A 26,529-nucleotide genomic window follows, 5' to 3' on the forward strand; every position below is an offset into this window, starting at 1 on the left:
GCCCCAGGGCCGGGCCCCGCCGGAGAGGAGGCCCGGCCGGGGCACACTCAGGCGTTGGGATCGAAGGGGACGCCCGCCGGCAGGGCCCGCGCCAGGTGGGTCTTGAAGCTGCCGTCCTTGATGCCGAGGACGGCGCTGCCGAAGTCGGCCTGGGTCAGCTTGTCCCGCAGGCCCTCGGGATATCCGTTCCAGCCGACGAGGGCGGGGAACTGCCACGCGTGGCGGTGGTTCTCCGGGGGCTCGTCGCCGGAGTTCGCGGGACGGAAGCAGTGCGTGCCCAGCCCGTCCTTGTGGTAGACGACCTTGGGATGGCTCCCCTCCCACCGGATGCTGTCACGGCCGTAGACGTCGAAGTCGCCGTGGGCGGAGGTGGACACGTACTTCGCCTCGTCGTTCTGCACCCACACGACCACGTGCTCCCAGTCGTGTCTGTGCCCGCCGAGGCCGCTGCCGGCCACGGCCTGGTCCTTCTCGAAGTAGAGGCCGTACATGACGGCGCACCAGCCGTTGTTGCACGTGTGGCGGGAGTAGCTGTTGGTGTTGTCCAGGTCCCACGCGTCGCGGCAACTGCCGTTGACCGCGCCGGTGGTCTTCAGACCCGGGGCGATCGTCCCGTCGGGGCCGATGGCGGGGGTGGGGTAACAACCGTCCGTGTCGTAGTCGAAGGCGGGCTGGAAGGTCTGCTCGATCGCGTCCGCCCGCGCGGGTAACGCGGTCGGCGGATCCGCGAGGGCGGTGCCGGCCGTGGTCATGACGAGCACGAAGGCACCGGTGGCGGCGAGGGGGATTCTGCGGAACGACGGGCTGCGAAGCATGGGGGTCCTCCCGGTCGGCGCGCGTGGGGGCACGCGACTAGGCTTGGCATGCCCACCGCAAAGCGATCGAACCCTCGTCCGCGCACCCGGGACGGCGGCAGCCCGGTCGTCAGCGGGCCCCGGCCGTCGCCGAGACCCCCGTACCGTCCCGTACCGCCCTGCCCGGACGCAGCGTCCAGGGCACCGGGTCGGTGTTGGTCAGCCACCCTCCGGCGATCAGGCGTCGTACGACGAGGACGCGCAGCTCACGACGCTGCTTGCCCCAGCCCATGCCCAGGCAGAGCTGCTTCACCGAGGGGCCGTGGCCGTGCGACGCGCGGAAGGCGGCGGCGAACCGCGCGGCGCGCGGCCCCTCGTCGGGGTGAGCGGCCTCCCACGCCGCACACGCGGCACGCACCTTGTCGTCGGCCTGTACGGGAACGGCCGCGCGCATGAAGGCCTCTGCGACCTTCTCCGTGGGCAGCGCGCATTGCGGGCAGTTCTCCACGGCCTCCACGTGCCGTCGCAGCGCCGCGCTCGCCCGCGCCTTCCACTCCCCCCAGGTCGGCGCGGGTGTCGCCGTCCCGCCGTCCGCCCGGGAGGGGACGGGGGGCGGGGGGCGCATTCCCGACAGGTGCCGCACCGGATCCGCGAGTCGGTAGCGGTCGGCGTCCGCGTCGAGGAGGAACCCCTTGGCCAGGAGTTCGGGCAGTGCGGCCCGGCACCACCCGGGCAGTTCGCCGGGGATCGGGGCGTAGGCGTCGGAGGGACCATGGGCGGCCAGGAAGAGTGCGGTCAGTCGCGCTTCGGACGAAGTCTTCCTGAGGGGCTTGGCCGCAAGGGTGCGGGTGGTCCACCCGGAGACACGGGACCGCATCAGCTTGCCGAAGGGCAGCCGGTTCTCCGGCCCGGCCCCCAGGTCCGGCACGGTGACCGGCACGGGGACGTCCGGGCTGTCCCCGAAAAGGGCCTCCTGCCCCCGCCACCCCAGGACGGCCACAGCGGCGACGGCACCTTCCGCGTCGGACAGACGCAGCGCACGCAGGTCCTGGGCGGTGAGGTTGCCGATTCCCGTGCGGGCGGCACGAATGGCGACGACCGTGGCGAGGAGCTGCGCGTCGGCCGTGTGCAGCGGCAGTGCGGCCACGTACCCGAGGAGCCGGCGGGCGGCGACGCCCTGCTGGTGGGTCAGCAGGAACGGTCGCGGAGTGGTGCCCGGGGCGGAGGGGGCCGGGGCAGGACGGGGGCTGGAGGAAGAGTGGGGCACATCACCTACAACGTGCCGACAGGACCGAGGTCACCACTCGTACTTCCGTACGGTCACAGGTGCGGTCGCGCCTGCCGGCATCGGCTGTGAACCGCGCGGCCCCAGCGTCCCGGTCTGCGGCCGAACGGTACGACCCGATACCACCCTGGACAAGGCCGGTGGCGCCGGCCCGTACCGGCTTCGCACAGACCGGCACGACCGTGCTGAACAGCCGTCCGGGCCTGCGTTTCGTCCGGCCTCCCCCCTTCGGGTCCGCCGGGCCGGAGACCGGGTCCGGCGGGATACGCGTCGGTGGCGGACCGCGTCGCGGTCCGCCACCGACGCGTGAGGCCGGGGAGGGGTCAGTCGTCGCTGACTTCCGCCTTGATGACGGTGTCGGTGGCCGCGTCCACCTCGAAGTCGGTCTTGTTCCAGTCCTTGCCGACCACCTCGACCTTCCAGACCAGGACCTGGTCGGAGTTCTCGTCGAGGTCGGCCGAGGTGACCGTGCCCTTCGTCTTGTCGGTGGCCGTCTTGGCAGCCTGCTGCGGGGTCACCTTCGCCTTGGCGATCCACTCGGACATCTGCTGCTTCTCGGCATCGGTCTGATCGGTGACCGGCTTGGAGTCGAGCACGGCGCCGGAGACCGCGTCGATGGTCACCACGTGCGCGGTGCCGTCCTTCTCCACGACCTCCGCGACCCACTTGGCGCCCGCGGAACTGCCGCTCGGACTGGGGCTGCCGGTGGCGGTGCTCGGACTCGGGCTCGCGCTGCCGCTGGGAGAGGTGCTCCCGCTGCCGCTCGGGCTCGGGCTCCCGCTCGCCTGGTTGCCGTCGTCCAGGCCCTTGAGGTCGAGCTCGGCCAGCTTCCCGCCGGACACCGCGCCGAGGGCGGTGGTGGCCGCCTTGTCGAAGGTGACCTTGACGGTCGAGAGGAAGCTCTTGCGCGCCATCTGGTCCTGTGTCAGCTGGGCCGTGCTGGACGGGCTGCCGGAGACGCTCCCGGACGGGCTGGCCGTCTGGTTCGGCATGACCTTGGCAGCTTCCGAGGTCGCAGCGGTTGTCCGGTCTCCGCCGTCCTGCCCGCAGCCGGTCACCAGGGCGGAGGCAAGGACTGCGCACAGGGCTCCGGCGACGTGGAGCCGGCGGGTGCGCGGGGAAACGTGTCTGTTGCGTCGGGGCTGAAGTCTCATACCGCATGACTAGCCGCGCCTGCGGACAGTCATGTTGGGCGACCGGCGGCTGTCACCCGAACGACGGTGTGGTCCCCCCGTTCGCCGTCGCGCTGCGCCTCGGCCCCGCTCCGCGATCCGTCCGGGCCTCGTGGCCCCTCCCGGTAACCGTTCCGGGGCCCTCGGCGCCGCCGTCCGGGCCCGGACGGCGAAACGACGCCGGTCCGCGTGCACCGGCGTCGTTCTCCGAGACCCGCGGGCGGCGTCAGGCAGTCAGCTGCACCTCGGACGGAACCGTCCCGCCCACCGGCCCCGCGGACGGGACGGCGCGCAACTGCGCCTCCGCGGCGAGCAGGGCGTCCGGCACCGTCCGGGTCCCCGTGGTGACGCAGAGGGTGTAGGAGACGTCCTCGAGACGACGGCCGCTCTCGGAGGTCCCGAGCCGTGCGTGGGCGCTGCGCAGTGATTCGTAGCGCTCGACGAGATCACGCAGCGTCGCGGGATTGGCCATCAGCACGGCAGTTCCTCTCCACAGGGCGGCCGGGGGCCAGCGCCCCGCACCGACGATGTCCGATCGCGCCGGCGGTCCGCCTGGCGTCACGGGCGCGGCCGTGCGAAGTGGTCAGCACGTGTCCGGTCCCTTGCAGATGATGGTCGCCCCGCCTCACGAAAAGCGCATCCGGAATCGCGGGCGGTCACGCGTCCGCTCCCCCGGAGTCCCGGTTGCTCCATCTGCGCCATGTGCGCCGGTGCGGAACAATGAAGACGTCGGGTGGCTCGCTGCTGCTCGCGGCCCGGTCAGGAGGCGGTCATGGATTACCCGGAAAGTTACGAGCTGATATTCCAGGCGACCGGCGCCGCGGACGACGTCGTCGTCGTCCACCTCACGGCCCGGTCGGGTGCGGGCGGGTATCCGATCTACGAGGACGAGACCGGCATCGTGCGCGCGGAGATCAGCGAGCGGGGCGAGGTCCGGATGCAGGCCAGCGGGGGGCATCAGGTTCTCCGTGTACCGCTGCTCGCGAGGCCGCTGAGCCACGGACGCCGCACCGGCTGAGAGAACCGGGCGTCGGCTCACCACTCCGTTCCGGCGCCCCTTCACATCACTCGATGCCCGAATGTGTTTACTTTCCTGCCACGCAACCGTAGTCTGCCGCTCAACCAACAGACTCGGGCATGGAACGGATACGTAACCACATGTACGCACCGGAGCGGCAGCAGGAGATCCTGCGCCTCGCAGGCGAGAGCGGCCGCGTCGACGTCCTCTCGCTGGCCGAGCAGTTCCAGGTGACCGCCGAGACCGTCCGGCGTGACCTGAAGGTCCTCGACAGTGCGGGGCTCCTGCGCAGGGTCCACGGCGGCGCGATCCCCGCCGGGAGGCTCGGCTTCGAGCCGGATCTCGCCGAGCGGGACACCGTGGCCGCGGACGAGAAGGACCGCATCGCCGCCGCCGCACTGGGGGAACTGCCCGCTCAGGGCAACATCGTCATCGACGCCGGTACGACGACCGCCAGACTCGCGGCCGTCGTACCGATCGACTCGTGCCTCACCGTCGTCACCCATGCGCTGCCTGTGGCGGCCCGGCTCGCCGACCACCCGGGCATCTCCCTGCACCTGGTCGGCGGGCGGGTCCGCCACCGCACCCGCGCCGCCGTCGACGCCTGGGCGCTGCGCGCGTACGGCGAGATCAACGCCGATGTCGTCTTCCTCGCGACGAACGGCTTCTCACCCGGCGGCGGACTGACGACCCCGGACCTGGCGGAGGCGGCGGTCAAGCGTGCGGTGATCGCGGCGGCCCGCAGGGTCGTACTGCTCGCCGACTCCGGCAAGGCGGGCCAGGAGCACTTCGCCCGCTTCGGCGACCTCTCCGACGTCGACCTGCTCATCACGGACACGGGGCTCAGCCCCGAGGACGCCCGGGCCATCGAGAACCTGGGCACGGAAGTGGTACGCGCATGATTCTGACCGTCACCCCCAATCCCAGCCTGGACCGGACCTACGAACTGCCGGGGCTCACCCGGGGCGCCGTGCTCCGGGCCACGCTGGACCGTGTCGACCCCGGCGGCAAGGGGGTCAACGTCTCCCGCGCCGTCGCCGCCGCCGGACACCGCACCGTCGCCGTGGCACCGCTGGGCGGCCCCGAAGGAGCGTTGCTGGCCCGGTTGCTGGGCGAGCACGGCATCGAGGCCGCCGGGGTCCCGATCGCCGGCAGTACCCGCGTCAACGTCACCCTGGTCGAGCCGGACGGCACGCTCACCAAGGTCAACGCCGCCGGGCCCGAGATCGGGCCGGCCGAGGCCGAAGCCCTCCTGGACGCGGTGCGGGCACGGTCGGCGGGTGCGGACTGGATCGCCTGCTGCGGCAGTCTGCCCCGTGGGCTGCCGCCGCGGTGGTACGCGGAACTGGTGGCCCGCAGCCATCGCGCCGGGGCCCGCATCGCCCTCGACACCTCGGGTGCGGCACTGGTCGCGGCGCTGCCGCAGCGCCCGGACGTCGTCAAGCCGAACACCGAGGAGCTGGCCGAGGCGGTCGGCCGTCCGCTCGTGACGGTCGGTGACGCCGTCAAGGCGGCGCAGGAGCTGTGCGAACGGGGAGCGCGGTCCGTGCTGGCAAGTCTGGGCGCCACCGGGCAACTGCTGGTGGAGGAGGCCGGAGCGTATTTCGCCTCCGCGCGGGTGGATACGGTCCGCAGCAACGTGGGCGCCGGGGACGCGTCCCTCGCGGGCTTCCTGACCGCGGGCGGGACGGGCCTGGCCGCCCTGGCCTCCGCCGTGGCGCACGGCGCTGCTGCGGTCCAGCTCGCCGGGAGCGTCATGCCGGCCCCGGACGGCCTCGACCTCTCCGCAGTGGTGACGACCGCTGACATCCCGGTGGACCTCGCCCTGAGCGAGCCGGCTCCATGACCGCCCTGACCTGGCACTGCCCTCCCGCACCCCCTCACCCCCGATCCGCCCCCCAGGCCCGTCCCCGGACGGCCCACGAGCAAGGAGCCCCGCGATGAGCGAGCTGATCACCGCGGACCTGGTCGACCTCGATCTGTCCGCCGAGACGAAGAGCGCAGCGAGCCGTTCCCTGGCCGAACGGATGGCCGCGGCCGGCCGCGTGACCGACCTCGACGGCTTTCTCGCCGACGTGGCGGCCCGAGAGGCCCAGATGCCGACCGGCCTGGACGGGGGGATCGGCATACCGCACTGCAGGAGCGCCCACGTGACCGCGCCGACGCTGGCCTTCGGCCGCAGTGCCCGCGGCATCGACTTCGGCGCACCCGACGGGCCCGCGGACCTCGTGTTCCTGATCGCCGCGCCGGCCGGCGCGGACGACGACCACCTCACCATTCTGTCCGCTCTGGCGCGGCGGCTGATGGACCCGGCGTTCACCGACGCGCTGCGGGCGGAGACCGACCCGGCCGCCGCCGCGGCCCTGGTCCGCGGGGAGCAGGTCCCGGCGCCGTCCGCCCCGGGAGCGACCACAGGTGACCCGGAGACGGCCGAGGCGCCGGTTCCGGCGGGTACGCCGGGACCGGCGGGTACGCCGGGACCGGCGGGTACGCCGGGACCGGCGGGTACGCCGGGACCGGCGGGTACGCCGGGACCGGCGGGTACGCCGGGACCGGCTGCTGCCTCGGGAGCCTCCGAGGCAGCAGGGGAGCCGTTCCGGATCGTCGCCGTGACGTCCTGCCCCACCGGCATCGCGCACACCTACATGGCCGCCGAGTCGCTGGAGGCGGCCGCCCGCGCGGAAGGAGTCGTCCTCAGCGTCGAGACCCAGGGATCGGCCGGTTTCGAGCGGCTGGACCCGGCCGTCATCGCCTCCGCGGACGCGGTCATATGGGCGCACGACGTCGAGGTGCGGGACAGGGCACGGTTCGCCGGCAAACCCCTCGTGGACGTCGGGGTGAAGGCGGGGATCAGCCGGCCCGCGGAGCTCGTGGCCGAGGCCCGCCGCAGGGCCGAGCGCGGCGAGATCGGCCGGGTCGCCGGCGGCGACAGCGCCGAGGAGGGTACCGGCGGCGGTGCGGGCGGCGTCCCGGCGCACTTCGGCGTCCGGCTGCGGACGTACCTGATGTCCGGCGTCAGCTACATGGTGCCGTTCGTCGCGGCCGGCGGGCTCCTCATCGCGCTGTCCTTCGCCCTCGGGGGCTACGAGATCGCGAGCGCGAAGTCGGTCGCCGATCACTTCGTCTGGGGCGAGGTGGACAGCTGGGCCGCACTGCTCAACCAGATCGGTACGGCCGCGTTCGGTTTCCTGGTCCCGGTACTGGCCGGGTACATCGCGTACGGGATGGCGGACAGGCCGGCGCTCGTCCCCGGCTTCGTCGGCGGCGCCGTCGCGCTCACCGTCGACGCGGGCTTCCTCGGGGGTCTGGTCGCCGGGCTGCTGGCCGGTGCGGTGGTGATGGCGATCCAGCGGGTGAAGGTGCACCGCACCCTACGGGGCATCATGCCGGTGCTCGTGATACCGCTGCTCGCGTCGATCGCCGTCGGCTTCCTGATGTTCATCGTGGTCGGCAAGCCGATCGCCTCCCTGCAGAGTGCTCTCACCGAGTGGCTGAACGGGCTGTCGGGCTCCAACGCGGTCGTGCTCGGCGTCGTCCTCGGCCTGATGATGTGTTTCGACATGGGAGGCCCGCTGAACAAGGTGGCGTACGCCTTCGCCGTCGGCGGTCTGGCCGACCCCACACCCGGCAGCCTCAAGGTGATGGCCGCGGTCATGGCCGCGGGTATGGTCCCCCCGCTGGCGATGGCGCTGGCGACGACGGTACGGGGCGGGCTGTTCACCCGTACCGAGCGGGAGAACGGCCGGGCCGCGTGGGTGCTGGGGGCGTCCTTCATCAGCGAGGGCGCCATCCCCTTCGCCGCCGCCGACCCCATGCGGGTGATTCCGTCCGTGATGGCCGGCGGAGCCGTCACCGGCGCTCTTTCCATGGCCTTCGGCTGCACACTCCGCGCCCCGCACGGCGGCGTCTTCGTCGTCCCGCTGATCGGTGAGCCGTTCCTGTATCTGGTGGCGGTCGCGGCGGGCACTGCGGTGGCCGCCGGCCTGGTCGTCACCCTCAAGGGCCTGAGGCGCAACCCGGAGGCCGCCGCCGTGGCAGCCGGGAAGCCCGAAGTCCCCGTCACCGTCTGAGCGTTCCGGAACCGTCCGTGAGCGCGTCCGTCACCCGTCCTCAGGAGGAACCCCATGTACCAGCGCACCGTCTCCGTCGGCTCCCCCGGCGGGCTGCACGCCCGGCCGGCTTCGCTCTTCGTCCGGGCGGCCACGCGCCAGCCGGTCCCGGTGACCGTGGCCCGTGACGGCCGCGATCCCGTCGACGCGCGCAGCATGCTGTCGGTGCTCGCCCTGGCGGCCCAGCACGGCGACGCCCTGACGCTGTCCGCTGTCGGCGAGGGCGCGGCGGAGGCGGTGGACGAACTGGCCGCCCTGGTCGCCCAGGACCTCGACGCCACGGCGTGAGCGTGGAGCACTGGGACACGGAGGCCGCGGGGGTGCTGCGGCTGCCCTCCGGACGTACGGTCCGCGGTCGGGGTCTGCGGCGCCCGGTGCCGGCGGGCCTCACCCCGACCTTCGCGGTCCACCTGCTGGGCAGGCAACCTCCCCCGGTTGCCTGGGAGTCCCGGTGGCTTCGCTGGCCGGACTTCCGGCTTCCGGCCGATCGCCGGGTGGCCAGCAGCGTGCTCGTGGAGGCCTGGCGCCGGGCCGCGGAGGAGCGGGTGGAGGTCGCCTGCGGAGGTGGCCGGGGGCGCACGGGGACGGCTCTGGCGTGTCTGGCGGTGCTGGACGGTGTGCCGCCGGAGGAGGCGGTCGGTTTCGTGCGGCGCGAGTATCACCCCGGCGCCGTGGAGACCCCCTGGCAGCGCCGGTACGTTCTGCGCTTCGCGCAGCCGTGACCGCCTGGCGGCGTACGCGCACTCACGGCCGTGCGCCACCGTCACGGCCGTCGAGGCCGCGTCGGAGACGGCCCCGGCCCCCGGGAGGCCCGGCCGGGGTCACTCCGCCCCCTGGGGGGTGGGGACGGTGGCTCCGTTCCCCGCGCGGATCGCCTCGACGACGCTCTGGTGGAAGGAACGGCTGGCTTCCTCGGAGGGACACGGCACCGGACTGCCTGCCAGCGTGAACCAGTCGGAGGCGCCGCTGAACTGCACGGCCACCTCTGCCTGTCCCTCGGACCATGTCGTGTGTACGGTCAGATCGCCGTTCACGACGCCTACCTCTTCGGTGCGCACTCCGCCTGATCCCGCGAAGACACCGCAGGTAGTCCACGATGCCCAGTTCATGACGCGTCGCCTTTCGGGACACAAAACCTGTCGAGCGGACTGATTCGAGTATGGCACCGGACACCAGCAATCGCACACATGTGCCCGCGAGTGTCCGTTCGGTGACACCGTGGGGTCACCGCGGCCGACGGGGCGCGGGTCAGGGGTGCATCGACGCGCCTCCAGGATCTTGTCCACCGCGTTCCGCGGCCCGTGGACAGCGAGGCCCACCAGATCCGTCGCGTCCCGTCCCACGGGACGGACGGCCGCCCGGTTCGCCTTGTCGTGACCGGTGGCGAAGAGGTCGGAGGTGAACACAGCCATGGTCGCGTCCCGGCCGACCGCCCGGGTGTGTGCCGTGGTCAACAGCTCCTTCGGCCCGGCGAAGACGAGGACGGGCCGGCGGAACATCGGCAGGTACGGCGTGCCGTCCGCGTCGGCGTACGGCTCTCCGATCACCTCCGGCACCTGTGTCCCGAAGCCGCTGACCAGGAAAGCGGTCACGTTGAGCCGCTGCCGGGCCGCGAGGTCGTCACGGAGCAGAACAGCGATCTTGGTGTCGAGGCGTACCGGCGTGCCGTCATCGGTCATGCGGGAAGCCCGCCGAGCGACCCTCGGTCCGTCTTGTACGTCGAGCCCGGGCCACTACGCGCGTCCGGGAAGGACGTCACCGGCTACCCGCGCTCCAGCACCCCGCGGACGTACGCCGCCTGACCCACGTGCTGCAGGTCGTCGGAGACGACGCTGATCAGCCGTACGCCGAGGGTGACGGGCGGCGACCAGGACTCGTCCACGATCCGGTCCAGGGCGCGGCCGTCGAGCCCCGCGACGAATTCGACGGTCCTCTCGTGCACGGCGTCGTGGTAGCCGAGGAGGAGACCGGCCGAGGAGACCCGTACGGAGGCCACCTCCTCGCTGCTGTGGCCGTAGCCGGTCGAGCCCTTCGCCAGGGGCAGTTCGAAGCGGGAGGCCCAGTCCTGCGAGAACCAGACCTGCTCCCTCCCCTCGGCGTCGGCGAGGTGGTCGTCCTGGACACGCGTGAGGTGCCATACGAGCCAGGCGATCGAGTTGGCCCCGTCGTCGAGCCTGGCGTTGAGCGTGTCCGGGGAGAGCCCCTCGACGGTGGCGTGCACTTCTTCCTGGATGCGCGAGAACGCTTCGGTGAGCAAGCCTGCACTGTTCATACGACCACCATGGCCGGTCGGCGCGCCGGGCCGGGGCTGCGACACGGCGGGGGCCCTGGGCACCCGCCCGGCGCAGCGCGCACGGGCGGGCGCGCCGTACGGCTCAGGAGCGGGGGCCCACGTAGGTCACGGTGACCTTCTCGAAGCCCAGCGATCCGAGAAGTCCCCGGAGCATCGCGGCGGTGTTCTTCTCCGCCCGGTCGGTGAGGTCGCTCTCCTCGGCCGCTTTCCCGATGTGCTCGACGGCCACTTTGTTGACCGCCTGTTCGCTGCCGGGATTGTCGGAGAAGAGGTCGCCGAGCCGGTCCAGCAGGCCTCGCTGCTTGGACACGGCGTAGGAGCGGTCCGGGTCCAGGGCCGGCTTGCCCAGTACGGCGTGGGGCAGGCGGAGTTCGGCTGTCGTCCGGTCCTCGTCGACGACGACCCCGTCCTCGGCCACCTTGCCGAGGTCGACGGATGCCTGGACGGTTCCGGCGCCCACGTAGAGGGTTCGGGTGCCGCGGATGGCGTCGGGAAGGAACTTCGCGTCCTTCTCCAGGTCGACGACGACCTGGAAGTTCCCGGAGGCCGCCTCGTAGGCACTCATGTCCTGGATCGATTTGAGTACCGCGGGACCGGAGCGGTCCCTCGTCTCCTCGCCGAAGAGACCGCCGAGTCCGGGCAGGAGGCTGAGCCTGCTGCCCAGGAGCAGCAGGACGAGGCCGGCGGCGCACACGCCGGCGAAGGGCAGGCATCCTCGCGTGCGCGAACGCGGGCGCGAGTGGGGCCTGTTGCCGTCGTCGGGCTCTCCGGCGCTGTCTGTCCTTACGTCAGTGGACGTCATGCCTTCCATGTGACCCCGCTCGCCGATTTCAGTCCGCCCCGCACACCGATTACGCCAGATCCTGTACGGGCGGGTGTGCGCTACGCCCCCGTCACCCCGTCCAGGCGTTCCCTCAGCAGGTCGGCGTGGCCGATGTGGCGCGCGTACTCGGCGATCATGTGAACGTGCACGAGCCGCAGGGAGTGGACCGTCCCCTGGTGCGTGAAGGTGTCGTCGAGCGACGCGTCGGCCACCGCTTCGTCCGCGAGGCGCATCTCCTCGACGAGCCGCGCGTAGTCGGCGGCGGCGTCGGCCGGCGCGAGATCCTCGAAGTCGGCGTCCTTGCCCTTGTCCCGGTCGTACATCGGAGGCATCGAGAGGCCGGCGAACCGTTCACGGAACCACGTGCGTTCGACCTTCGCCATATGCCGGATCAGGCCGAGCAGGGTGAGGCCGGACGGCTGTACCGTCCTCTCGGCGAGCTGTTCGCCGGTCAGGCCCGCGCACTTCGCGAGGAGCGTGGTGCGGTAGAAGGCGAGGAAGGCGGTGAGCGTCTCGCGCTCACCGGCGGCGAGGGGGCCGAGGATTCGGGTGACCTCAGGTGCTGTCCATGTCATCGTGCGATCATGCCTGGCGGCCTCGGGCCGGCGCCAGGCATGTGGCGTGCCCGGCGCAGCTGCCCGTATCCGGCGGGGCGCCCGCGGGCTCGGTGGGGCCGGTGCCTCCGCCCGCCGGCCCTCTTCCCCCCTTCAGACGCCGGACGCGGAGGACCGCACCGGCTCGGGGCACCCGCCTCACGCCCCGGCGGGTCGGGGCCCGTCACCGCGCCGGGTGCCCCGCCGGCGCCGGCGGGGCACCCGGCCGCCGGTGACGGCCGGCGGCCGGGTGCCCCTGACGTACGCTCACTCACTCAGTCACTCGAGGAGATCGGCATAGGCCCCCAGGGCGAGCGCGATGTCGGCCTGCGCCCAGAACCGGTGGTAGGTGAAGACCGGTGCGGCTCCACCGTCCAGGTAGCTCTGCACCTTCGGCCAGTTCGGGTCGTCCTTGTAGAACGAGCGGATGGACAGGAACGTCGAGTCCTTGTCGACGGTGTCGCCGTTGGGCATCGCGCCCGTCCAGCCGCTGGGTACGTAGACCGGGTCGTCGAAGCGGTTGTAGTCGGCGCGGGTCTCGGGGACCGCCACTCCGGCATCGTCCTGGTAGTGGCTCCACATGCCGTCGAGCAGTGCCTCGGCCGTGGCCTTTGCCTGCGTGTCACCGGACTTGGCGGCGTAGTAGGTCAGCGTCCGGGCGTAGGCACCGGCCACCCCGACGTCGTTGGTGTAGTCCGCGACCGTGACGTGGAGGCCCGCGTTGGACCCGGGGTTCGACGCGTTCCAGGTGTCCGGCGCACCGGACCACTTGAGCGTCGAGGGCACGAGGTAGGTGCCGTCCGGGTTGACGGTCGTCTCGGAAAGGGCCCAGTCGACCCACTTGTCGAGCACCGCCTTGGCCTGTGCGTCACCCGATTCGTGGTAGTACTCGGCGACGCGCTCCATGGACCACGCCTGGAAGCCGAACCACTGGTTGGACGGCGGGTCGTGGTAGACGGGCTTCTCGTCGTAGTACATGCCGTAGAAGGTCGGTGTGCCGGCCGGCGGCTGGGCGTATCTGCCCTTCCAGCTGTTGGTCGCGCCGCCCGCGATGGCTCCCTCGTCGGACTGGAGCCACTGGTAGAAGTCCAGCTGCCGGTCCAGGCTCTTGGCCCAGTCCTGCTGTCCGGTGGCCGACTTGGGCTTGAGGTCGGCGACGGAACTCAGCGCGTAGGCCGCCATCGGGTTCTGGTACCCGCCGTGGGCGTGGCTGGAGCCGATGCGCCAGGACCAGCCCGCCGAGGTGTCGGTGGCGCCGCCCCAGGCGTAGTACCAGGACATCAGGTAGTGCGCGCTGTCCTTGCCGGAGCCCGCGGGGCAGGTGGTCGGGCCGACGCAGTTGCCGACCTTCTTGAAGTACTTGTCGAACATGGAGTAGCGCAGGTAGTCGCCCATCTTCGCGGCCTTGCCGACGGTCGCGGCGACCTCGCCCGACTTGCCCTGTTCCCTGGCCCAGACGTCCGCCCAGTAGGCGGCCTGGACGGCACGGGCGTCGGCGTCGGGCGCGTTGGTGAACTTCCACTGCTTGGCGTAGGAGGAGTCCCCGGTGAACAGGTCGAGGTATCCGTTCCGGCCGCCGTAGGAGAAGTTGTCGCAGGTCGGGTGGGTGACGGTCTCCCAGACCGACTCCTGCGGACCGCGCTGGAAGGTGTTGATGTAGGACGGCCCGGTATCGGCGGGGCCGGCCGAGCACTTCCCGGGCGTGTTGCCGTATCCGTAGACGTTGTCGACGTCCTGGATCCAGTGCATGCCGTAGATGTCGTCGGTGCCGTACGCGCTCTTCAGCTCCGCGGCGATCGGGTCGGAGCCGGAGGACGCCGAGCCGTCGAGGACCGCGGGGTACTCGTTCGGGGTGTCGTGCTCGGGCGCGTAGGTGGCGGGCTTCGACGCGTTGTAGAAGGAGTTGGTCGGCTGATCGGCGTGGGTGGGGATCATGTACTTCTCCATGGTCGCCCACGCACCGTTGAACTTCGTCCAGTCGCCCGTGATCTTGCCGTACATGGCCTGCAGCCAGATGAGGTAGCTGTACGCCTCCGATGTCGTCTCGTGGCCCTGGTCGGGGGCCTCGACGATCAGCGTCTCGACGGAGTGGTAGGGGATGCCCTCCGGTGAGAAGTAGCCGTTCGCCGGGTCGGTGATCTTCCCGTAGAGGCCGAGGAAGCGCGCGTCGTACTCCTTCGACCCGGCCAGCTGGGTGACGACGACCTCCGCCTTGCCGTGGCCGGGGGCCGTGGCGGTGAAGGTGGCGGCGCCCTTACCGGAACTGTCGGCCGCGACGGTCACCTTCTGTGCGGTGGACCAGTTCGCCGGGGTGAACGTGAGGCTCGCCCCGCCCGTGACGCTCAGCCCGGTGTTGCCCGCGGTGCGGGCCACGGTGACGGTGACGTTCGCCGGCGGGGCGGTGGACAGCTTCACGTCGAAGGTCCCCGACCTGCCCTGCTGAACGCCCAGTTGTGCGGGCGTGGCGACGACGGCGGGGCCCGCCACGACGGTGATGCCCGCGGGCGCCGACTCCGCCGAGGCGCCGAGGCTGTCGTAGGCCCTGGCGTACACGGAGTGGTTGCCGGCCGCGAGGCCCTGGGCGCTGAAGCTGTAGGGGGAGGTGGTGTCCGTGCCGAGCAGGGTCGTGTCGTCGTAGAACTCGACCTTGCTGATTCCCGCTCCGTCGGCGGCCGCCGCGGTGGCGGCCAGCGGGACCGCGTCCCCGGCGGAGAAGACGCTGCCCGCGGCGGGGCTGGTGAGGACGGTGATCGGCGGCTGGTGTGCGCCCGCGCAGACCGTGCCGTTGACGGCGAAGGCGGTGGGTGCGGTGTTGGTGCCGCTGTACGAGAACTGGGCGCCGGTCGTCACGGCGGCCCCGGCGGCGACGGTCCCGTTCCAGGCGCTGTTCTTGACGGTGACGGTCCTGCCGGCCTGAGACCAGGTGCCGTTCCAGCCGTTGCTGAGCTTCTGGTTGCCCGCGTAGTCGTACGTCAGGGTCCAGCCGTCGATCGCGGCCGCGCCCCGGTTGGTGAGGGTGAGCTCGGTGGTGAAGCCCGAACCCCAGTCATCCGTCCTGTAGTCGACACTGCACTGCACCGCGGCGGCCTGGGCAGGAGTGCCGGCTGCGGCGGTCAAACCCAGAGGGAGGGCGAACGCGGCCACGGACGCGGTCCACAGCCGCCTGCGTCCGACTCGGCGGAGTCTCTTCGGTAACCAGGTTCTTCGTGCGGTTCCCGTCGGCATGCGCGGGTACCTCCTCGCGGCTCGGCGACATGGGGGGCGTGCGGGGATCGAGCACAAGCCTTGAACCAGTGGGAGCGCTCCCAGCATGGAGACAGGGAAAATCGGAGTCAAGAGACGTGAAGAGTCGAATAATTTCGATGACAGGAGATCTCAACTGGCCTGTTGACCGACACCACTTGACGCTCTAACGTCAAGCCACACCAGTGGGAGCGGTTCCATCAGTGGACGTGCCGTAGGGGGCGCGTCCGATCTGGAAGGGGTCGCTCATGCATCACTCCCCGCACGTGAGGCACACCACCGCCGCGGTCACCGGCCTGGGTCGTCCCACCAGGAGGTGTAGCTCCTTCGGACGCGAGCTGCCGGACGTACGGACGGTGGACACAGGGCGGGAACGCCCGGTGGTCCCGGTCCGGCAGAAGTCGTCGCGACGAGCCGGAGCCGCGACGGAAGGCGTCCGCACGGTGCGGGAACCCTCGCCGGCCTCCCGGCATCCGGGACGGGCCCGGGCTCCACGCCGACGCGTACGGGCTCGACGGCACGCTCCGCACCACGGATCCCGAACCGGATCCGACCGACCCGACGGGCATCACGGCTCCGGCGGACCCGACCGACCTCGTCGGCCGCGTCGGCCCGGTCCCTGACGTCCACGACTCCCACGTCCGCACCGACGGGCACTCCTGTGCCCGCCCGTTCGCCCCGGTCCTCGCCGAAGTCCCGCTCCTCATGGGCCGCGACGGCGTGAACACCTGCTCCCACGGCCTCGCCGACCGGGTCACGCAGAGGTTCGAGGACCGCGGACACGTCTTTCCCGGACGGACCCGCATGACCCGGGACCCTTCTCAGGTCCGTCCACGTCCGCGACTACGACGGTACCCCCACCCCGTACGAAACGGGCTGCGCGGAACATCCGCGTGCCCTCGACAGCTGAGGAAACAGAATTCGTATGAGCCGCACGAGCCGCACCTCCCTGCGCCGATCCAGAACTGCACTCATAGCGGCGGGAGCACTCGTCGCCGCAGCCGCGGGTTCCGCCGCCGCGGTGGCGCCCTTCTCGGCCTCCGCCGCCGCGGCGGCCGGATGCACCGTCGACTACAAGATCGACAATCAGTGGAACGGCGGACTCACCGCCTCGGTGAGCGTCAAGAACCTGGGCGCCGCCCTGTCCGGCTGGCAGCTGGAGTGGTCGTTCGCCGGTGGCGAGAAAGTCAGTCAGGGCTGGAACGCCACTGTCACCCAGAGCGGCTCGGCCGTCACCGCGAAGGACGCCGGTTACAACGCCGCTCTGGCCACCGGGGCCTCCACGTCCTTCGGTTTCAACGCGACCGGGAACGGCAACAGCACCGTCCCCGCGACGTTCAAGCTGAACGGAGTCACCTGCGACGGTGGCACCACCGGCCCCACCGATCCCCCGGACCCGACCGACCCTCCCACCGACCCGCCCGCGGGCAGCAAGGTGGACAACCCGTACGCGGGCGCGAAGGTCTACGTGAACCCGGAGTGGTCGGCGAACGCCGCCGCCGAGCCGGGAGGCAGCCGGATCGCCAACCAGCCGACCGGCATCTGGCTCGACCGGATCGCCGCGATCGAGGGCGCGAACGGCGGTATGGGACTCCGCGACCACCTGGACGCGGCCCTGGCGCAGAAGGGCTCCGGGGAGCTCGTCGTCCAGCTCGTCATCTACAACCTTCCCGGGCGCGACTGCTCGGCCCTGGCCTCCAACGGTGAACTCGGCCCCACCGAGATCGACCGCTACAAGACGGAGTACATCGACCCGATCGCGGCGATCCTCGCGGACCCGAAGTACGCAGGTCTCCGCATCGTCAACACGGTCGAGATCGACTCGCTCCCGAACCTGGTCACCAACGCCGGCGGCCGTCCGACCGCCGTGCCGGCCTGTGACGTGATGAAGGCGAACGGCAACTACGTCAAGGGCGTCGGCTACGCGCTCAACAAGCTCGGTGACGCGCCCAACGTCTACAACTACATCGACGCGGGACACCACGGGTGGCTCGGCTGGGACGACAACTTCGGCCCGTCCGCCGAGATCATCCACCAGGCCGCGACCGCGGAGGGCGCGACCGTCAACGACGTGCAGGGCTTCATCACCAACACGGCCAACTACAGCGCGCTGAAGGAGAACAACTTCTCCATCGGTGACACCGTGAACGGCACGTCCGTGCGCCAGTCCAAGTGGGTCGACTGGAACCGCTACACCGACGAGCTGTCCTTCGCACAGGCGTTCCGCACCAAGCTCGTCTCCGTCGGCTTCAACTCCGACATCGGCATGCTGATCGACACCTCCCGCAACGGCTGGGGCGGAGCGAACCGGCCGACCGGACCGGGTGCGACCACCAGCGTGGACACCTATGTGGACGGTGGACGCTACGACCGTCGCATCCACTTGGGCAACTGGTGCAACCAGTCCGGGGCGGGCCTCGGCGAACGGCCGAAGGCGGCACCCGAAGCCGGGATCGACGCCTACGTCTGGATAAAGCCTCCGGGTGAGTCCGACGGCTCCAGCAAGGAGATCCCGAACAACGAGGGCAAGGGCTTCGACCGGATGTGCGACCCGACCTACACGGGCAACCCCCGGAACAACAACCACATGTCCGGTGCTCTGCCCGACGCGCCGATCTCGGGTAAGTGGTTCTCCGCCCAGTTCCAGGAGTTGATGAAGAACGCCTACCCGGCGCTCTAGGGTCCTTCGTCCGGACCGCGCGAACGGCGCGGTCCGGACGGAACACCCGGGATTTCCCGGCCGGACCGTGCCGGGCCCGTGGGGTCCGGGAGCTGGCACGGTCCGGCCGGGAGGCCCTACGGGCGGGCTCCGGGTGCTCCCCCGCCGGGGCCCGGCCGACGGCCGCGCCACCGGTCGACGAGAGCGCGTCCGCGGTCAGCCGGCGCGGGCGCGCTCCGGCGTGCCGCCGCCGTCTTCCCCGCCGGCGCCCCGGCTCCGGCGGTGGGCTTCCGGCCCGGCCGCCAGGTCCTGGCTCCGGGGCGGGGCCCGGAGTCCGCTTCGGGCTCCGGTGCTTCCGGCCCCGGGGCCCCTGCCGCCTTCTCCCGGACCGGCTCGTCCAAGAGGGTGTGGTAGCGGTGGCTGATCCGCCGCCCCACCAGCAGGTACCCCAGCAGGGCTCCGGTGGTGTTGAGGATCACGTCGTCGATGTCGAAGGCCCGCCCCGTGACGAGGGCTCCCTGCGTCAGTTCGACGACCACCATGACCAGCGCCGTGAGGACGGTCATACGGATCATCCGCAGCCGCCGGGGGACGAGGATCGGCAGGAGCACGCCGAACGGCATGCCGAGGACGAGGTTGCCGCCCGCCTGTTTGCAGGCGGCGAGGAAGGTGTACTGCTCCGCGTACTGGCGCAGGGAGTGTCCCGGCCTCAGATTGGACGTCACGATGTCCTCCGAGGCGGGGGACGGCGTGAGCGTCACCTTGGCCAGGACGTAGGAGAACACCACGAGACCTGCCGACGCTGCGATCAACACCGCCACCCGCAGCAGGAGTCGGCCTACAGGTCTGCGTCGCGCACCGGATTCCACCTCTTCAGTCATGGCCAACGGATGCCCCCACCCCTGGCGGTCACACCCGGACGCGAGTGCGAACATGGGGTGATGAGCGCACAGAACAAGGACCTGCTGTTGGCGGAGGCCGTCGCCCTTCGGGAGCAGGGCCATCCCGAGCAGGCAAGGGAGCGCCTGCTCTCGCTGACCGCCGCCTTCCCGGACGACTCGGACGTGGCCTACCAGACCGCCTGGGTCCACGACGTCCTCGGTCTGGAGGCTGAGGCCGTCCCGTATTACGAGCGCTGCCTGCAGGGCGGCGATCTGGGCGAGGAGGACCGCAGAGGCGCGCTGCTCGGGCTCGGCAGCACCTACCGGGTGCTCGGCAGGTTCGGGCAGGCGGTCGAGACGCTGCGCCGCGGCGTGGCGGAGTTCCCGGACGACGGTGCCCTGCGGGCGTTCCTGTCCATGGCGCTCTTCAACACGGGCGAGCACCACGAGGCGATGCAGCTTCTGCTGCGGCTGCTCGCGGCGACCAGCGACAGCCCGCGGGTCCAGCGGTACCGGGCGCCCATCGAGCACTACGCGGAGGACCTGACGCGGATCATGTGAGGGGTGGCGGCCCGCCCCTCACGCCGCCGGAACGGTACTCCTCCGCGAGCGCAGGCCGGCCGCGGAGACGGGAGAGCACGGAAAAAAGGGGGAGCCCCGGCCGGATCGGGGGAATCCAGCCGGGGCGGCTCGTGTGTGGGGTGCGGCGGCTGTTCGCCCGCTCGCCTCCACGTATAGATGAACGATAAACCACCCACGCCCGTTCCGCGGAACGGGCACCCATTGATGTGATTCACGCCATGCCGGACCTGGGTGCCGCCCGGACGGCTGCTCCACCACGGCGGTGCGCACCCTGCGGAGCGGCGGCACGCGGCCCGGCCGGTGCGCCGGCCCGGCTCGGGTCAGCGGGTCTCGCGGAACAGCACGTGCTGCCCGGCCGCCGGGTCGTACTTGCGCAGCGCCAGACGGTCGGGGTCGTTGCGGCGGTTCTTGCGGGTGACGTAGGTGTGCCCGGTTCCGGCGGTCGACCGGAGGACGACGACGGGCCTGGTCTCACTGCGTGCCATGGGGGCCTCCAGGGGGTACGGCGACCCGTTCCCCTGTCGGGGATGGGTATCGTTTTCGTTCCGGTGGCATAACGCCACCAGGGGCCCTCCCATTCCCGCCCGTCCGCGGGCGCAGCCGACCGCACCCGACGCCTGGAGCGAGTGCGATCACACGGGCGGCACACATCCGATCCAGGGACCGAACGACTCGTCGACGCCCTGTCCGGCGTCGTCCACGACCGGCGCTCCCCAGGGACCCCTGAGCCCCGCATACGCTCTGCCCCACGGAGAGTGCGCCGCCCGGGGGACGCGCGCGCGGGCGCACACCCGCGCGCGCCGCTCCACCTGCGTCAACTGCGCGTCAGAGAAAGGGTGTTCGACGGAAACCCACTCCCACCCGTCCGAAGGCATATGCCAGAAGCAACAACGGGTCGAGTGTCGCCAAATGCCTTACGGGCTTCCCTGCCCTGTGCGACAGTCGTGTTCGGTCCACCCCCACGAACCGGCCGCGCCTGTATCGGAGTACAAGATGCCGTCCCCTCTGTTCACGGAGCGCTCCGGCCCACGCCCCCCCGCGCAGGACGCCGTCGACGCGCTGATCACCAGGGCGCGCCGGCTGCGCGGAGACGTGGACGCCGTGCGGCGGGACACGTCGGTGATCGATGACGACGACCCCCGGCTGCGCTGGCAGCGGGCGCTCTGCGAACTCGCGGTCCACCAGCTCGACGACCTGGGCGAGCACCTGGGGCAGCTCAGGAACGGCATCCCGGCACAGACGAACGCCGAACCGGGGGTGCGGCGCTCCTCGGACCCGCGCACCCCGCCGGGGTCCTCGGCAGCGCCCGCGACCGGCACACTGGTCAGCAGGGTCGGCAGCGCCGAGTGGAATCTGCTCACCGACGAGGTCAGCTGGTCGGACGAGCTGTACCGGATCTTCGGCAGGGACCCCGGGTCCGGCGCACTGTCCCTGGACGAGCTGCCGTCCATGCTCCTCGCCGAGGACCAGCCGCTGCTCACCTCGATGGTGACGGGCTGCCTGGTGGACGGCAGACCGATAGACGGCGAGTTCCGGATCCTGAGGCCCGACGGCGACGTGCGGACGCTCCACATGACGGGCGAGCCCGTACTCGACGCGAACGGCTGCACCGCCTCCATGTGGGCGGTGCTGCGGGACGTGAGCACCCTCAGGCGCAGCGAGCACGTCGTGGTCAGCGCCCGTGACTCGCTGGCGCGCCGGGAGCACCTGGCGCGGGCCGAGCGCCGGATGGCGGTGGAGCTCCAGGAGTCCGTGCTGCAGCCGGGCACGCTGTCCGTGCCCGGCCCGGACAGGGGCGGGCCGGACGTGGCCGCCCACTACCTGCCTGCGGGTTCGAGCGACTTGATCGGCGGGACCTGGTACGACGCTCTGCGCCTCCCGGACGGAGAGACGCTGCTCACCGTCGGGGAACTGACCGGCCACGGGATCCCCGCCACGTCGGCCATGGCCACGCTGCTCGGCGCACTGCGCGGGATGGCCGTGGCCGGCGTCGGGCCCGGTGCGGGGATGGGCCATCTCAACCAGCTGATCGAGTGCTCGGCCCAGCCCGCTCTCGGCAGCGCGGTGTGCTGCCGCTTCGATCCCGTGACCGCCACACTCACCTGGGCACAGGCGGGGCACCCCGCGCCGTTGCTGTTCCGCGACGGAGTGGGGCGGCCACTGCCCGCGCCGGACGGAATGCTGCTCGGTGCGGCCTCCCACGTGGTCTACGAGCAGGACCGGGTTGTCCTGCTGCCGGGTGATGTGGTGGTCCTGCACACCGACGGACTGACACGGCAGGACGGTCGGAGCACCGGACCGGAAGGGCTTCTGAGCCTCGCACCGCGGCTCGCGCGGGCCCGCACCGCACAGGACTGCGTACGCACCGTCGTGGAGGAGTTCGGCGCGGCCGAAAGGCTCGACGACGCGTGCGTGCTGGTGGTCCGCATCGGTGAGTGAGGACCGGCGGACCCAGGGGCCGCCGGGCTGCGGGGTGCCGACCCGCCGGAGGGACCGCCGGACCGTGGGGGGACCCACGGCGCATCGCCCTGCGGGCGGGGCGGAGAGGGTCGAGCCGGGTGGCCCGGTGCCGACCGCTCCGGACCCGGTACCCGCGCCCGGTTCAGGTACGGGCACCTCCGGATTTCTTGAAGGTGCCCTGCGGAAGGGCGAGTTCGATCTCCTCCCGCAGGTCCTCGATCTTGGCGTACCCGGCGAACTGACCGGTGAGCCGGTACATCTCACGCAGCCTGTCCCAGGTGCGTTGGGAGGAGGTCTCCCCCATCGACACCAGGGCGAGCCGTGCGTAGCGGTCGGCCTGCTCCGGGTCGTCGGCGATGAAGCACGCCGAGGCGAGGGAGATGTAGTCGAAGATCTTGGACCGCTGGCGGCCGTTCGCACGAAGGTCCAGCGCCTGCTTGGCATGGCGCTGCGCCGTGACGGCCGCGGCCGGTTCGTGCTCGGCCAGCGTGCGGAAGGCCAGGGCCTGCATGCCGTGCATGTCCGCCTCGTCGAACATCTGCATCCAGCTGGGCGGTGGCACGTCGCCCTTGTCCGAGACGAAGAGCTCCTCGGCCTCGCCGAGTGTGCGGCGCATGGCCTGCCCGCGGCCCATCGACGCCTGCGCCCAGGCCTCGATGGTCCGCAGCATCGCCTGTGTACGGGGCAGCGTCTCCTCGCCCGAGCCGGACTTGGCGAGCTTCATGAGGTCCAGGGCGTCGTCCGGGCGGCCCAGGTGGACCATCTGCCGGGCGGCGCGGGAGAGCGCCTCGCCCGCACGGGGGCGGTCACCCCCCTCGCGCGCCGCGTGGGCGGCGATGACGAAGTACTTCTGTGCGGTGGGCTCGAGGCCGACGTCGTGGGACATCCAGCCCGCCAGGACCGAGAGGTTGGCGGCGACGCCCCAGAGGCGCCGCTGCAGATGGTCGGGGTGACGGTAGGCGAGCATGCCTCCCACCTCGTTGAGCTGGCCCACGACGGCCTTGCGCTGGAGCCCGCCGCCCCGTGCGGCGTCCCAGGCCCGGAACACCTCGACCGAGCGCTCGAGCGCCTCGATCTCCTCGGACCCGATGGGAGCGGCCTCGTAACGGTCGTAGCCCGCGCTGTCCGCGTGGAGGGGGTCGTCGGGGCGCGCGGTCCGGGCCGCCGGAGCGGGCTCGGACCGCAGCCAGTCGTTCATGGCACCGGTCAGTACGGAGCCGGCGGTGAGCGCGGCGCCCGCGCCCACCAAGCCGCGTCGGTTGAGCATGAGGTCCATTCCCGTGAATTCGGTGAGGACCGCCGCCGTCCGCTCGGGCGCCCACGGCAGGCCGTCGGGATTGTTCTCCGTCCCGGTCTCCCGCCGTTTCCCCACACGCCCGCGTCGGCCGAACCCGAGGTCCTCGATGGTCACGACACGGCCGAGCCGCTCGGTGAACAGAGCTGCCAGCACGTCGGGCACCGGGTCACGGGGGGACTCCCCCATGTCGATCCAGCGCCGGACCCGCGAGGTGTCGGTCGCCAACTGGTGGTGGCCCATGGCCGCCGCCTGCCGGTTCACCATTCTCGCGAGCTCGCCCTTGGACCAGCCGGCCATGCCGAACAGGTCAGAAAGGCGCGTGTTGGGTTCTCCGGTCACGTCAAGCCCCCAGGTTCTCGGCTGACTTGACACTAACCCCCTGTCAGATGCGGGGGGACTATTCGCCAGGGTTCGCCAGGGTGCGCCAGATGGTCTGCCAAGGGCGTTCCGGTGTCAGGTAGGAAAGCGCCACCCCGCCCGGCAGCCCCTCGGTACTCCCCAGGGTGCCGGACGGCCGCCGGCCGGGGCGGCGCACGCAACCTGTCGGCGCACGAAGGGATCTGTCTCGCTCATGTACACAGCATCGTCCTCCGTGTCCGCCCCGCCCCGGCCGCTTCGCCCCATGGGTGCGGGCGGCGGGCCGTATCTCGACCCCCGCGCCGCGTCACCGGCGTCCGGCACGGGTCGCACCCGGCGGACGGCGGGGCCGGGCATCCAGCCACCGAGCGGCCGGCTCGACCTGTCGGGCCCGCAGGGCGCACAGCTGAGGATGGCCGTCGCATCCGTCCACCGCATCTGCCCCGAGTTCAATCCGGTGCAGGTGCTCCGGCGCAGCGGGCGCTCGGTGCTCATCGTCGGCACGACCGGCCGCACCAGCGCGGTGGCCAAGTGCTTACTGGACCACTCCCCCGCGTGGACCGAACGGTTCCGCCACGAAATAGCTGCGTACCGGGCCTTCGTCAGGCACCGCCCGCCGGTACGGGTCCCCCGGCTCCTCGCCGCCGACCCGGAGAGCTGCACGCTGGTGATCGAGCGGATGCCCGGCCGGGTCGCGGCACTGACGAGGCATCCGGCGGAGGCCCCGCCCCGCGCGGACCTGCGCGCCGCACTGGGAGCGATCAGCCGGGTCAACTCCTGGCGGCCCCCGGCCGGCCTGTTCGACACCCCGCTGGACTACGCCTCACGCATCGCCCACTACCACGAGCTGGGCCTCTTCACCGACCGTGATCTGGGCGACCTGCAGAAGCTTCTGCACGGTCTGGCGCACGCGGGCGGCAGGCAGGGGATGGGCCAGTTCTGCCACGGTGACGCGCTGCTCTCCAACATCCTGCTGCCCCCCACCGGCCCCGTACTGGTCGACTGGGAGCATGCGGGCTGGTATCTGCCGGGCTACGACCTCGCGACGCTCTGGGCCGTGCTCGGGGACGCGCCGGTGGCCCGGCGGCAGATCAGCCAACTGGCGCAGGCAGCGGGTGCTGCGTCGCGCGACGCCTTCCTGGTCAACCTCATGCTCGTGCTCACGCGGGAGATCCGGATGCACGAGACGGCGGTGCAGCGGGCCATGCGCGAGGGCGCACCGTCCGCGGGCGGACAGGTACGGCAGGGCGCACTCTCCTCGGGCGAGGAGCAGCGGCTGCTGCTGCGCAGGCTGCACGACGACTGCGCGATGGCCCGGCGTGCCGTGCGCGCCGCGGTGGGCACACGCTGACCACGTCGGGCACCTCCGCCCGGCCGACGGGGGAGGCGTGCTGCGGGGACCGGAGCCGACACCGGGCCCCGCAGCACGCCGGGAGCGGCGGTGCGGTTCTTCCGGCTACGAGCCGGCCCGCACCACGTCCACGTCGGACGCTCTGACGAAGCCGATCCGGTGCCCTATCTGGACCGTGACGTACTTCTCGCCACCTCGGAAGTAGGTGTGGTCGTACGGCTTGGAGGCGTCGATCGTCGGCGCGTAGTAGTACCCGGTGGGCGCCTCGCCCCCGCCGGGGAACGCCTGGCCCGCCTTGATGGTGTAGACGAGCGGACTGCCCACGGCGGGCTTGGCGAAGTCCGGGGGGTACTCCTCTTCTCGGGGTAGGCCACCCCGTACACCGGCACCTGCGCCCTGCCTTCCTTCGGCTTCACCACAAGTCCCGCGGTCGGCACGGTGGTTCCGGATCCGGGCGGGGTGCGGAACCACGCCTTCTGTCCGTACCACCAGATCGCCGTCCAGCCGGGCTCCCGGCCGGCGACCACGGCCTGCTGGGTGGCGCTTATCTTGCTGCCCCAGTCCGCCGCGCAGTTCGTGCCGGGCGAGCCGTCCGGGTGGAGCCCCGGGTCGGAGAAGAGCGGGGCGTCCGCGGAGGGCTCCGTGTGCAGCGGTACGGCGCTGCTCCCCTGCGGCGGCAGGTCGGCCCCCTTCTCACAGTCGCGGAACGTCTGTCGGTTCCGGGCGAAGTCGGCGCTGACGGTGATCAGTTCACCGGTCCGCGGCGCACTGGGCACGGCGGGTCTGCCCAGCAGTGCCATGAATCGGTTCCAGTCCCAGTACGGCCCCGGGTCCCAGTGCATGTTCTTCGTGCCGGCGGCGCTGGTGGGCGGCACGCCGTCGTGGCCGAGGATGTGCTGCCGGTCCAGCGGGATGTCGTACTTCGCCGCCAGGTGCCGCACCAGCTTCGCGGTCGAGCGGTACATCTCGGGTGTGTACCACGTGGCGCCTTCCGCGGCGAAGCCCTCCTGCTCGATGCCGATGGAGTGGGTGTTGAGGTACCAGTTGCCGGCCTGCCAGGCGATGTCCTTGTTCTTCACCATCTGGGTGACGTGGCCGTCGACCGAGCGCACGACGTAGTGGGCGGAGGTCTGGTTACGGGGGTTCTGGAAGATCTTCAGGGTGGTGTCGTAGTCGACCTCGGTGTCGTGCAGGACGATGAACTTGATGGCGTTGCTGTCCGGCCGGTCCGCCGTGTCGTAGTTGCCGTACGTGTCCTTGTCGGCCGGGTCGCCCGTCTGCTGGTAGGCGGCAGGCACCCAGTCGCAGGTGAGACTGTGGGGGCATTCGGGGCGTACCTCGTCCGCGCCGGCCTGCGCCGCCGGGCTGAGCAGGGCGGCGCCCAGCGCTCCCGCCGCGGTGAGTGCGAGCGTGCGCCTGTTCCTCTGCTTCGGCGTCATGGCAACCCTTTCCGGGCCGGGCGGGCCCGAGCCGATCCTGAGCGATCCCAGCGTTCCGTGTCGGCGCACACTCTGGGACGCGTGGTGAGGGCGAGTCAACAGTGCCGTGTCCCCGCATGTTTGCGCTTGTCCGGCTATGTCGCGCGGTGCCCCCCCCCCCCCCCCCCCCCCCC

General features: G+C 71.6%; 23 protein-coding genes. 10 read left to right on the forward strand and 13 right to left on the reverse strand.

The genetic code is table 11. The features are described 5' to 3' along the window. Window positions 1-47: 47 nt before the first annotated feature. The 4 genes from BA175_RS25035 to BA175_RS25050 form a co-directional block, all read right to left on the reverse strand. Complete coding sequence (locus tag BA175_RS25035; RefSeq protein ID WP_069173786.1) at window positions 48-815, reverse strand: NPP1 family protein; 768 nt, start codon at window positions 813-815, stop codon at window positions 48-50. Window positions 816-924: 109 nt separating this feature from the next. After that, a complete protein-coding gene (locus BA175_RS25040; RefSeq protein WP_069173787.1) occupies window positions 925-2,061 on the reverse strand; it encodes a hypothetical protein in 1,137 nt (378 codons plus the stop codon). 341 nt (window positions 2,062-2,402) lie between these two features. Next, window positions 2,403-3,233: a PepSY domain-containing protein gene (locus tag BA175_RS25045; protein WP_069173788.1), complete on the reverse strand. Its 831-nt coding sequence runs from the start codon at window positions 3,231-3,233 to the stop codon at window positions 2,403-2,405. A 244-nt stretch (window positions 3,234-3,477) separates the two neighbouring features. Continuing rightward, on the reverse strand, window positions 3,478-3,729 hold the full coding sequence (locus BA175_RS25050) for a DUF5133 domain-containing protein (RefSeq protein WP_069173789.1): 252 nt from the start codon (window positions 3,727-3,729) through the stop codon (window positions 3,478-3,480). Between the two features lie 294 nt (window positions 3,730-4,023). On the opposite strand from BA175_RS25050, the gene BA175_RS25055 reads away from it, so the two are divergent. The 6 genes from BA175_RS25055 to BA175_RS25080 all read left to right on the forward strand — a co-directional run bounded on the left by BA175_RS25055 (window position 4,024) and on the right by BA175_RS25080 (window position 9,100). Then, window positions 4,024-4,269 carry a DUF6296 family protein gene (locus tag BA175_RS25055; protein ID WP_069173790.1) on the forward strand — a complete coding sequence of 82 codons (246 nt, stop codon included), beginning with the start codon at window positions 4,024-4,026 and terminating at the stop codon, window positions 4,267-4,269. A 140-nt stretch (window positions 4,270-4,409) separates the two neighbouring features. Further along, complete coding sequence (locus tag BA175_RS25060; protein WP_069173791.1) at window positions 4,410-5,171, forward strand: DeoR/GlpR family DNA-binding transcription regulator; 762 nt, start codon at window positions 4,410-4,412, stop codon at window positions 5,169-5,171. Further along, window positions 5,168-6,115, forward strand: a complete 948-nt coding sequence (pfkB, locus tag BA175_RS25065; RefSeq protein WP_069173792.1) for a 1-phosphofructokinase — start codon at window positions 5,168-5,170, stop codon at window positions 6,113-6,115. Before BA175_RS25060 ends, pfkB begins: the two co-directional genes overlap by 4 nt. 94 nt (window positions 6,116-6,209) lie before the next feature. Then, complete coding sequence (locus BA175_RS25070) at window positions 6,210-8,339, forward strand: fructose-specific PTS transporter subunit EIIC (protein WP_069173793.1); 2,130 nt, start codon at window positions 6,210-6,212, stop codon at window positions 8,337-8,339. A gap of 54 nt (window positions 8,340-8,393) precedes the next feature. Next, window positions 8,394-8,666 (forward strand): HPr family phosphocarrier protein, encoded by a 273-nt coding sequence (locus BA175_RS25075; RefSeq protein WP_069173794.1) that lies wholly within the window; start codon window positions 8,394-8,396, stop codon window positions 8,664-8,666. Further along, window positions 8,663-9,100, forward strand: coding sequence for a protein-tyrosine phosphatase family protein (locus tag BA175_RS25080; protein WP_254667981.1), 438 nt, complete (start codon window positions 8,663-8,665; stop codon window positions 9,098-9,100). The genes BA175_RS25075 and BA175_RS25080 overlap by 4 nt, the downstream gene beginning before the upstream one ends. A 99-nt stretch (window positions 9,101-9,199) precedes the next feature. Here the strand turns inward: BA175_RS25080 and BA175_RS32015 are convergent, their stop codons facing one another. The 5 genes from BA175_RS32015 to BA175_RS25110 all read right to left on the reverse strand — a co-directional run bounded on the left by BA175_RS32015 (window position 9,200) and on the right by BA175_RS25110 (window position 15,312). Continuing rightward, on the reverse strand, window positions 9,200-10,057 hold the full coding sequence (locus BA175_RS32015) for a DUF2000 domain-containing protein (RefSeq protein WP_107407644.1): 858 nt from the start codon (window positions 10,055-10,057) through the stop codon (window positions 9,200-9,202). An 83-nt stretch (window positions 10,058-10,140) separates the two neighbouring features. Continuing rightward, complete coding sequence (locus BA175_RS25095) at window positions 10,141-10,650, reverse strand: mycothiol transferase (protein WP_069173797.1); 510 nt, start codon at window positions 10,648-10,650, stop codon at window positions 10,141-10,143. Between the two features lie 103 nt (window positions 10,651-10,753). Then, window positions 10,754-11,473, reverse strand: coding sequence for a DUF4230 domain-containing protein (locus tag BA175_RS25100; RefSeq protein WP_069173798.1), 720 nt, complete (start codon window positions 11,471-11,473; stop codon window positions 10,754-10,756). 80 nt (window positions 11,474-11,553) lie between these two features. Further along, window positions 11,554-12,069, reverse strand: coding sequence for a DinB family protein (locus BA175_RS25105; protein ID WP_069173799.1), 516 nt, complete (start codon window positions 12,067-12,069; stop codon window positions 11,554-11,556). A gap of 297 nt (window positions 12,070-12,366) precedes the next feature. After that, window positions 12,367-15,312, reverse strand: coding sequence for a glycoside hydrolase family 48 protein (locus BA175_RS25110; protein ID WP_069173800.1), 2,946 nt, complete (start codon window positions 15,310-15,312; stop codon window positions 12,367-12,369). A 943-nt stretch (window positions 15,313-16,255) separates the two neighbouring features. Here BA175_RS25110 and BA175_RS25115 point away from each other — a divergent pair. Then, window positions 16,256-18,010 (forward strand): glycoside hydrolase family 6 protein, encoded by a 1,755-nt coding sequence (locus tag BA175_RS25115; protein WP_079159800.1) that lies wholly within the window; start codon window positions 16,256-16,258, stop codon window positions 18,008-18,010. A gap of 116 nt (window positions 18,011-18,126) precedes the next feature. Here the strand turns inward: BA175_RS25115 and BA175_RS25120 are convergent, their stop codons facing one another. After that, window positions 18,127-18,870, reverse strand: a complete 744-nt coding sequence (locus BA175_RS25120; protein ID WP_069173801.1) for a VanZ family protein — start codon at window positions 18,868-18,870, stop codon at window positions 18,127-18,129. Window positions 18,871-18,930: 60 nt separating this feature from the next. On the opposite strand from BA175_RS25120, the gene BA175_RS25125 reads away from it, so the two are divergent. Further along, window positions 18,931-19,431, forward strand: coding sequence for a tetratricopeptide repeat protein (locus tag BA175_RS25125; RefSeq protein WP_069173802.1), 501 nt, complete (start codon window positions 18,931-18,933; stop codon window positions 19,429-19,431). 341 nt (window positions 19,432-19,772) lie between these two features. Here BA175_RS25125 and rpmG read toward each other — a convergent pair whose 3' ends face one another. Beyond that, a complete protein-coding gene (gene rpmG / locus BA175_RS25130; protein ID WP_069173803.1) occupies window positions 19,773-19,937 on the reverse strand; it encodes a 50S ribosomal protein L33 in 165 nt (54 codons plus the stop codon). 508 nt (window positions 19,938-20,445) lie between these two features. Between rpmG and BA175_RS25135 the strand changes: the two genes are divergently transcribed. Then, window positions 20,446-21,891, forward strand: a complete 1,446-nt coding sequence (locus tag BA175_RS25135; RefSeq protein WP_069173804.1) for a PP2C family protein-serine/threonine phosphatase — start codon at window positions 20,446-20,448, stop codon at window positions 21,889-21,891. Between the two features lie 163 nt (window positions 21,892-22,054). On the opposite strand, the gene BA175_RS25140 is transcribed toward BA175_RS25135, so the two are convergent. Next, window positions 22,055-23,548 (reverse strand): DNA-binding protein NsdB, encoded by a 1,494-nt coding sequence (locus BA175_RS25140; protein WP_069173805.1) that lies wholly within the window; start codon window positions 23,546-23,548, stop codon window positions 22,055-22,057. Between the two features lie 232 nt (window positions 23,549-23,780). Here BA175_RS25140 and BA175_RS25145 point away from each other — a divergent pair, with 232 nt between their 5' ends. Beyond that, a complete protein-coding gene (locus BA175_RS25145; protein ID WP_069173806.1) occupies window positions 23,781-24,917 on the forward strand; it encodes an aminoglycoside phosphotransferase family protein in 1,137 nt (378 codons plus the stop codon). A gap of 164 nt (window positions 24,918-25,081) precedes the next feature. Here the strand turns inward: BA175_RS25145 and BA175_RS25150 are convergent, their stop codons facing one another. After that, on the reverse strand, window positions 25,082-26,356 hold the full coding sequence (locus tag BA175_RS25150; protein WP_254667982.1) for an N-acetylmuramoyl-L-alanine amidase: 1,275 nt from the start codon (window positions 26,354-26,356) through the stop codon (window positions 25,082-25,084). Between the last annotated feature and the right edge of the window lie 173 nt (window positions 26,357-26,529).

Source organism: Streptomyces griseus, from assembly GCF_001715295.1.
Lineage (GTDB): Bacteria > Actinomycetota > Actinomycetes > Streptomycetales > Streptomycetaceae > Streptomyces > Streptomyces griseus_G.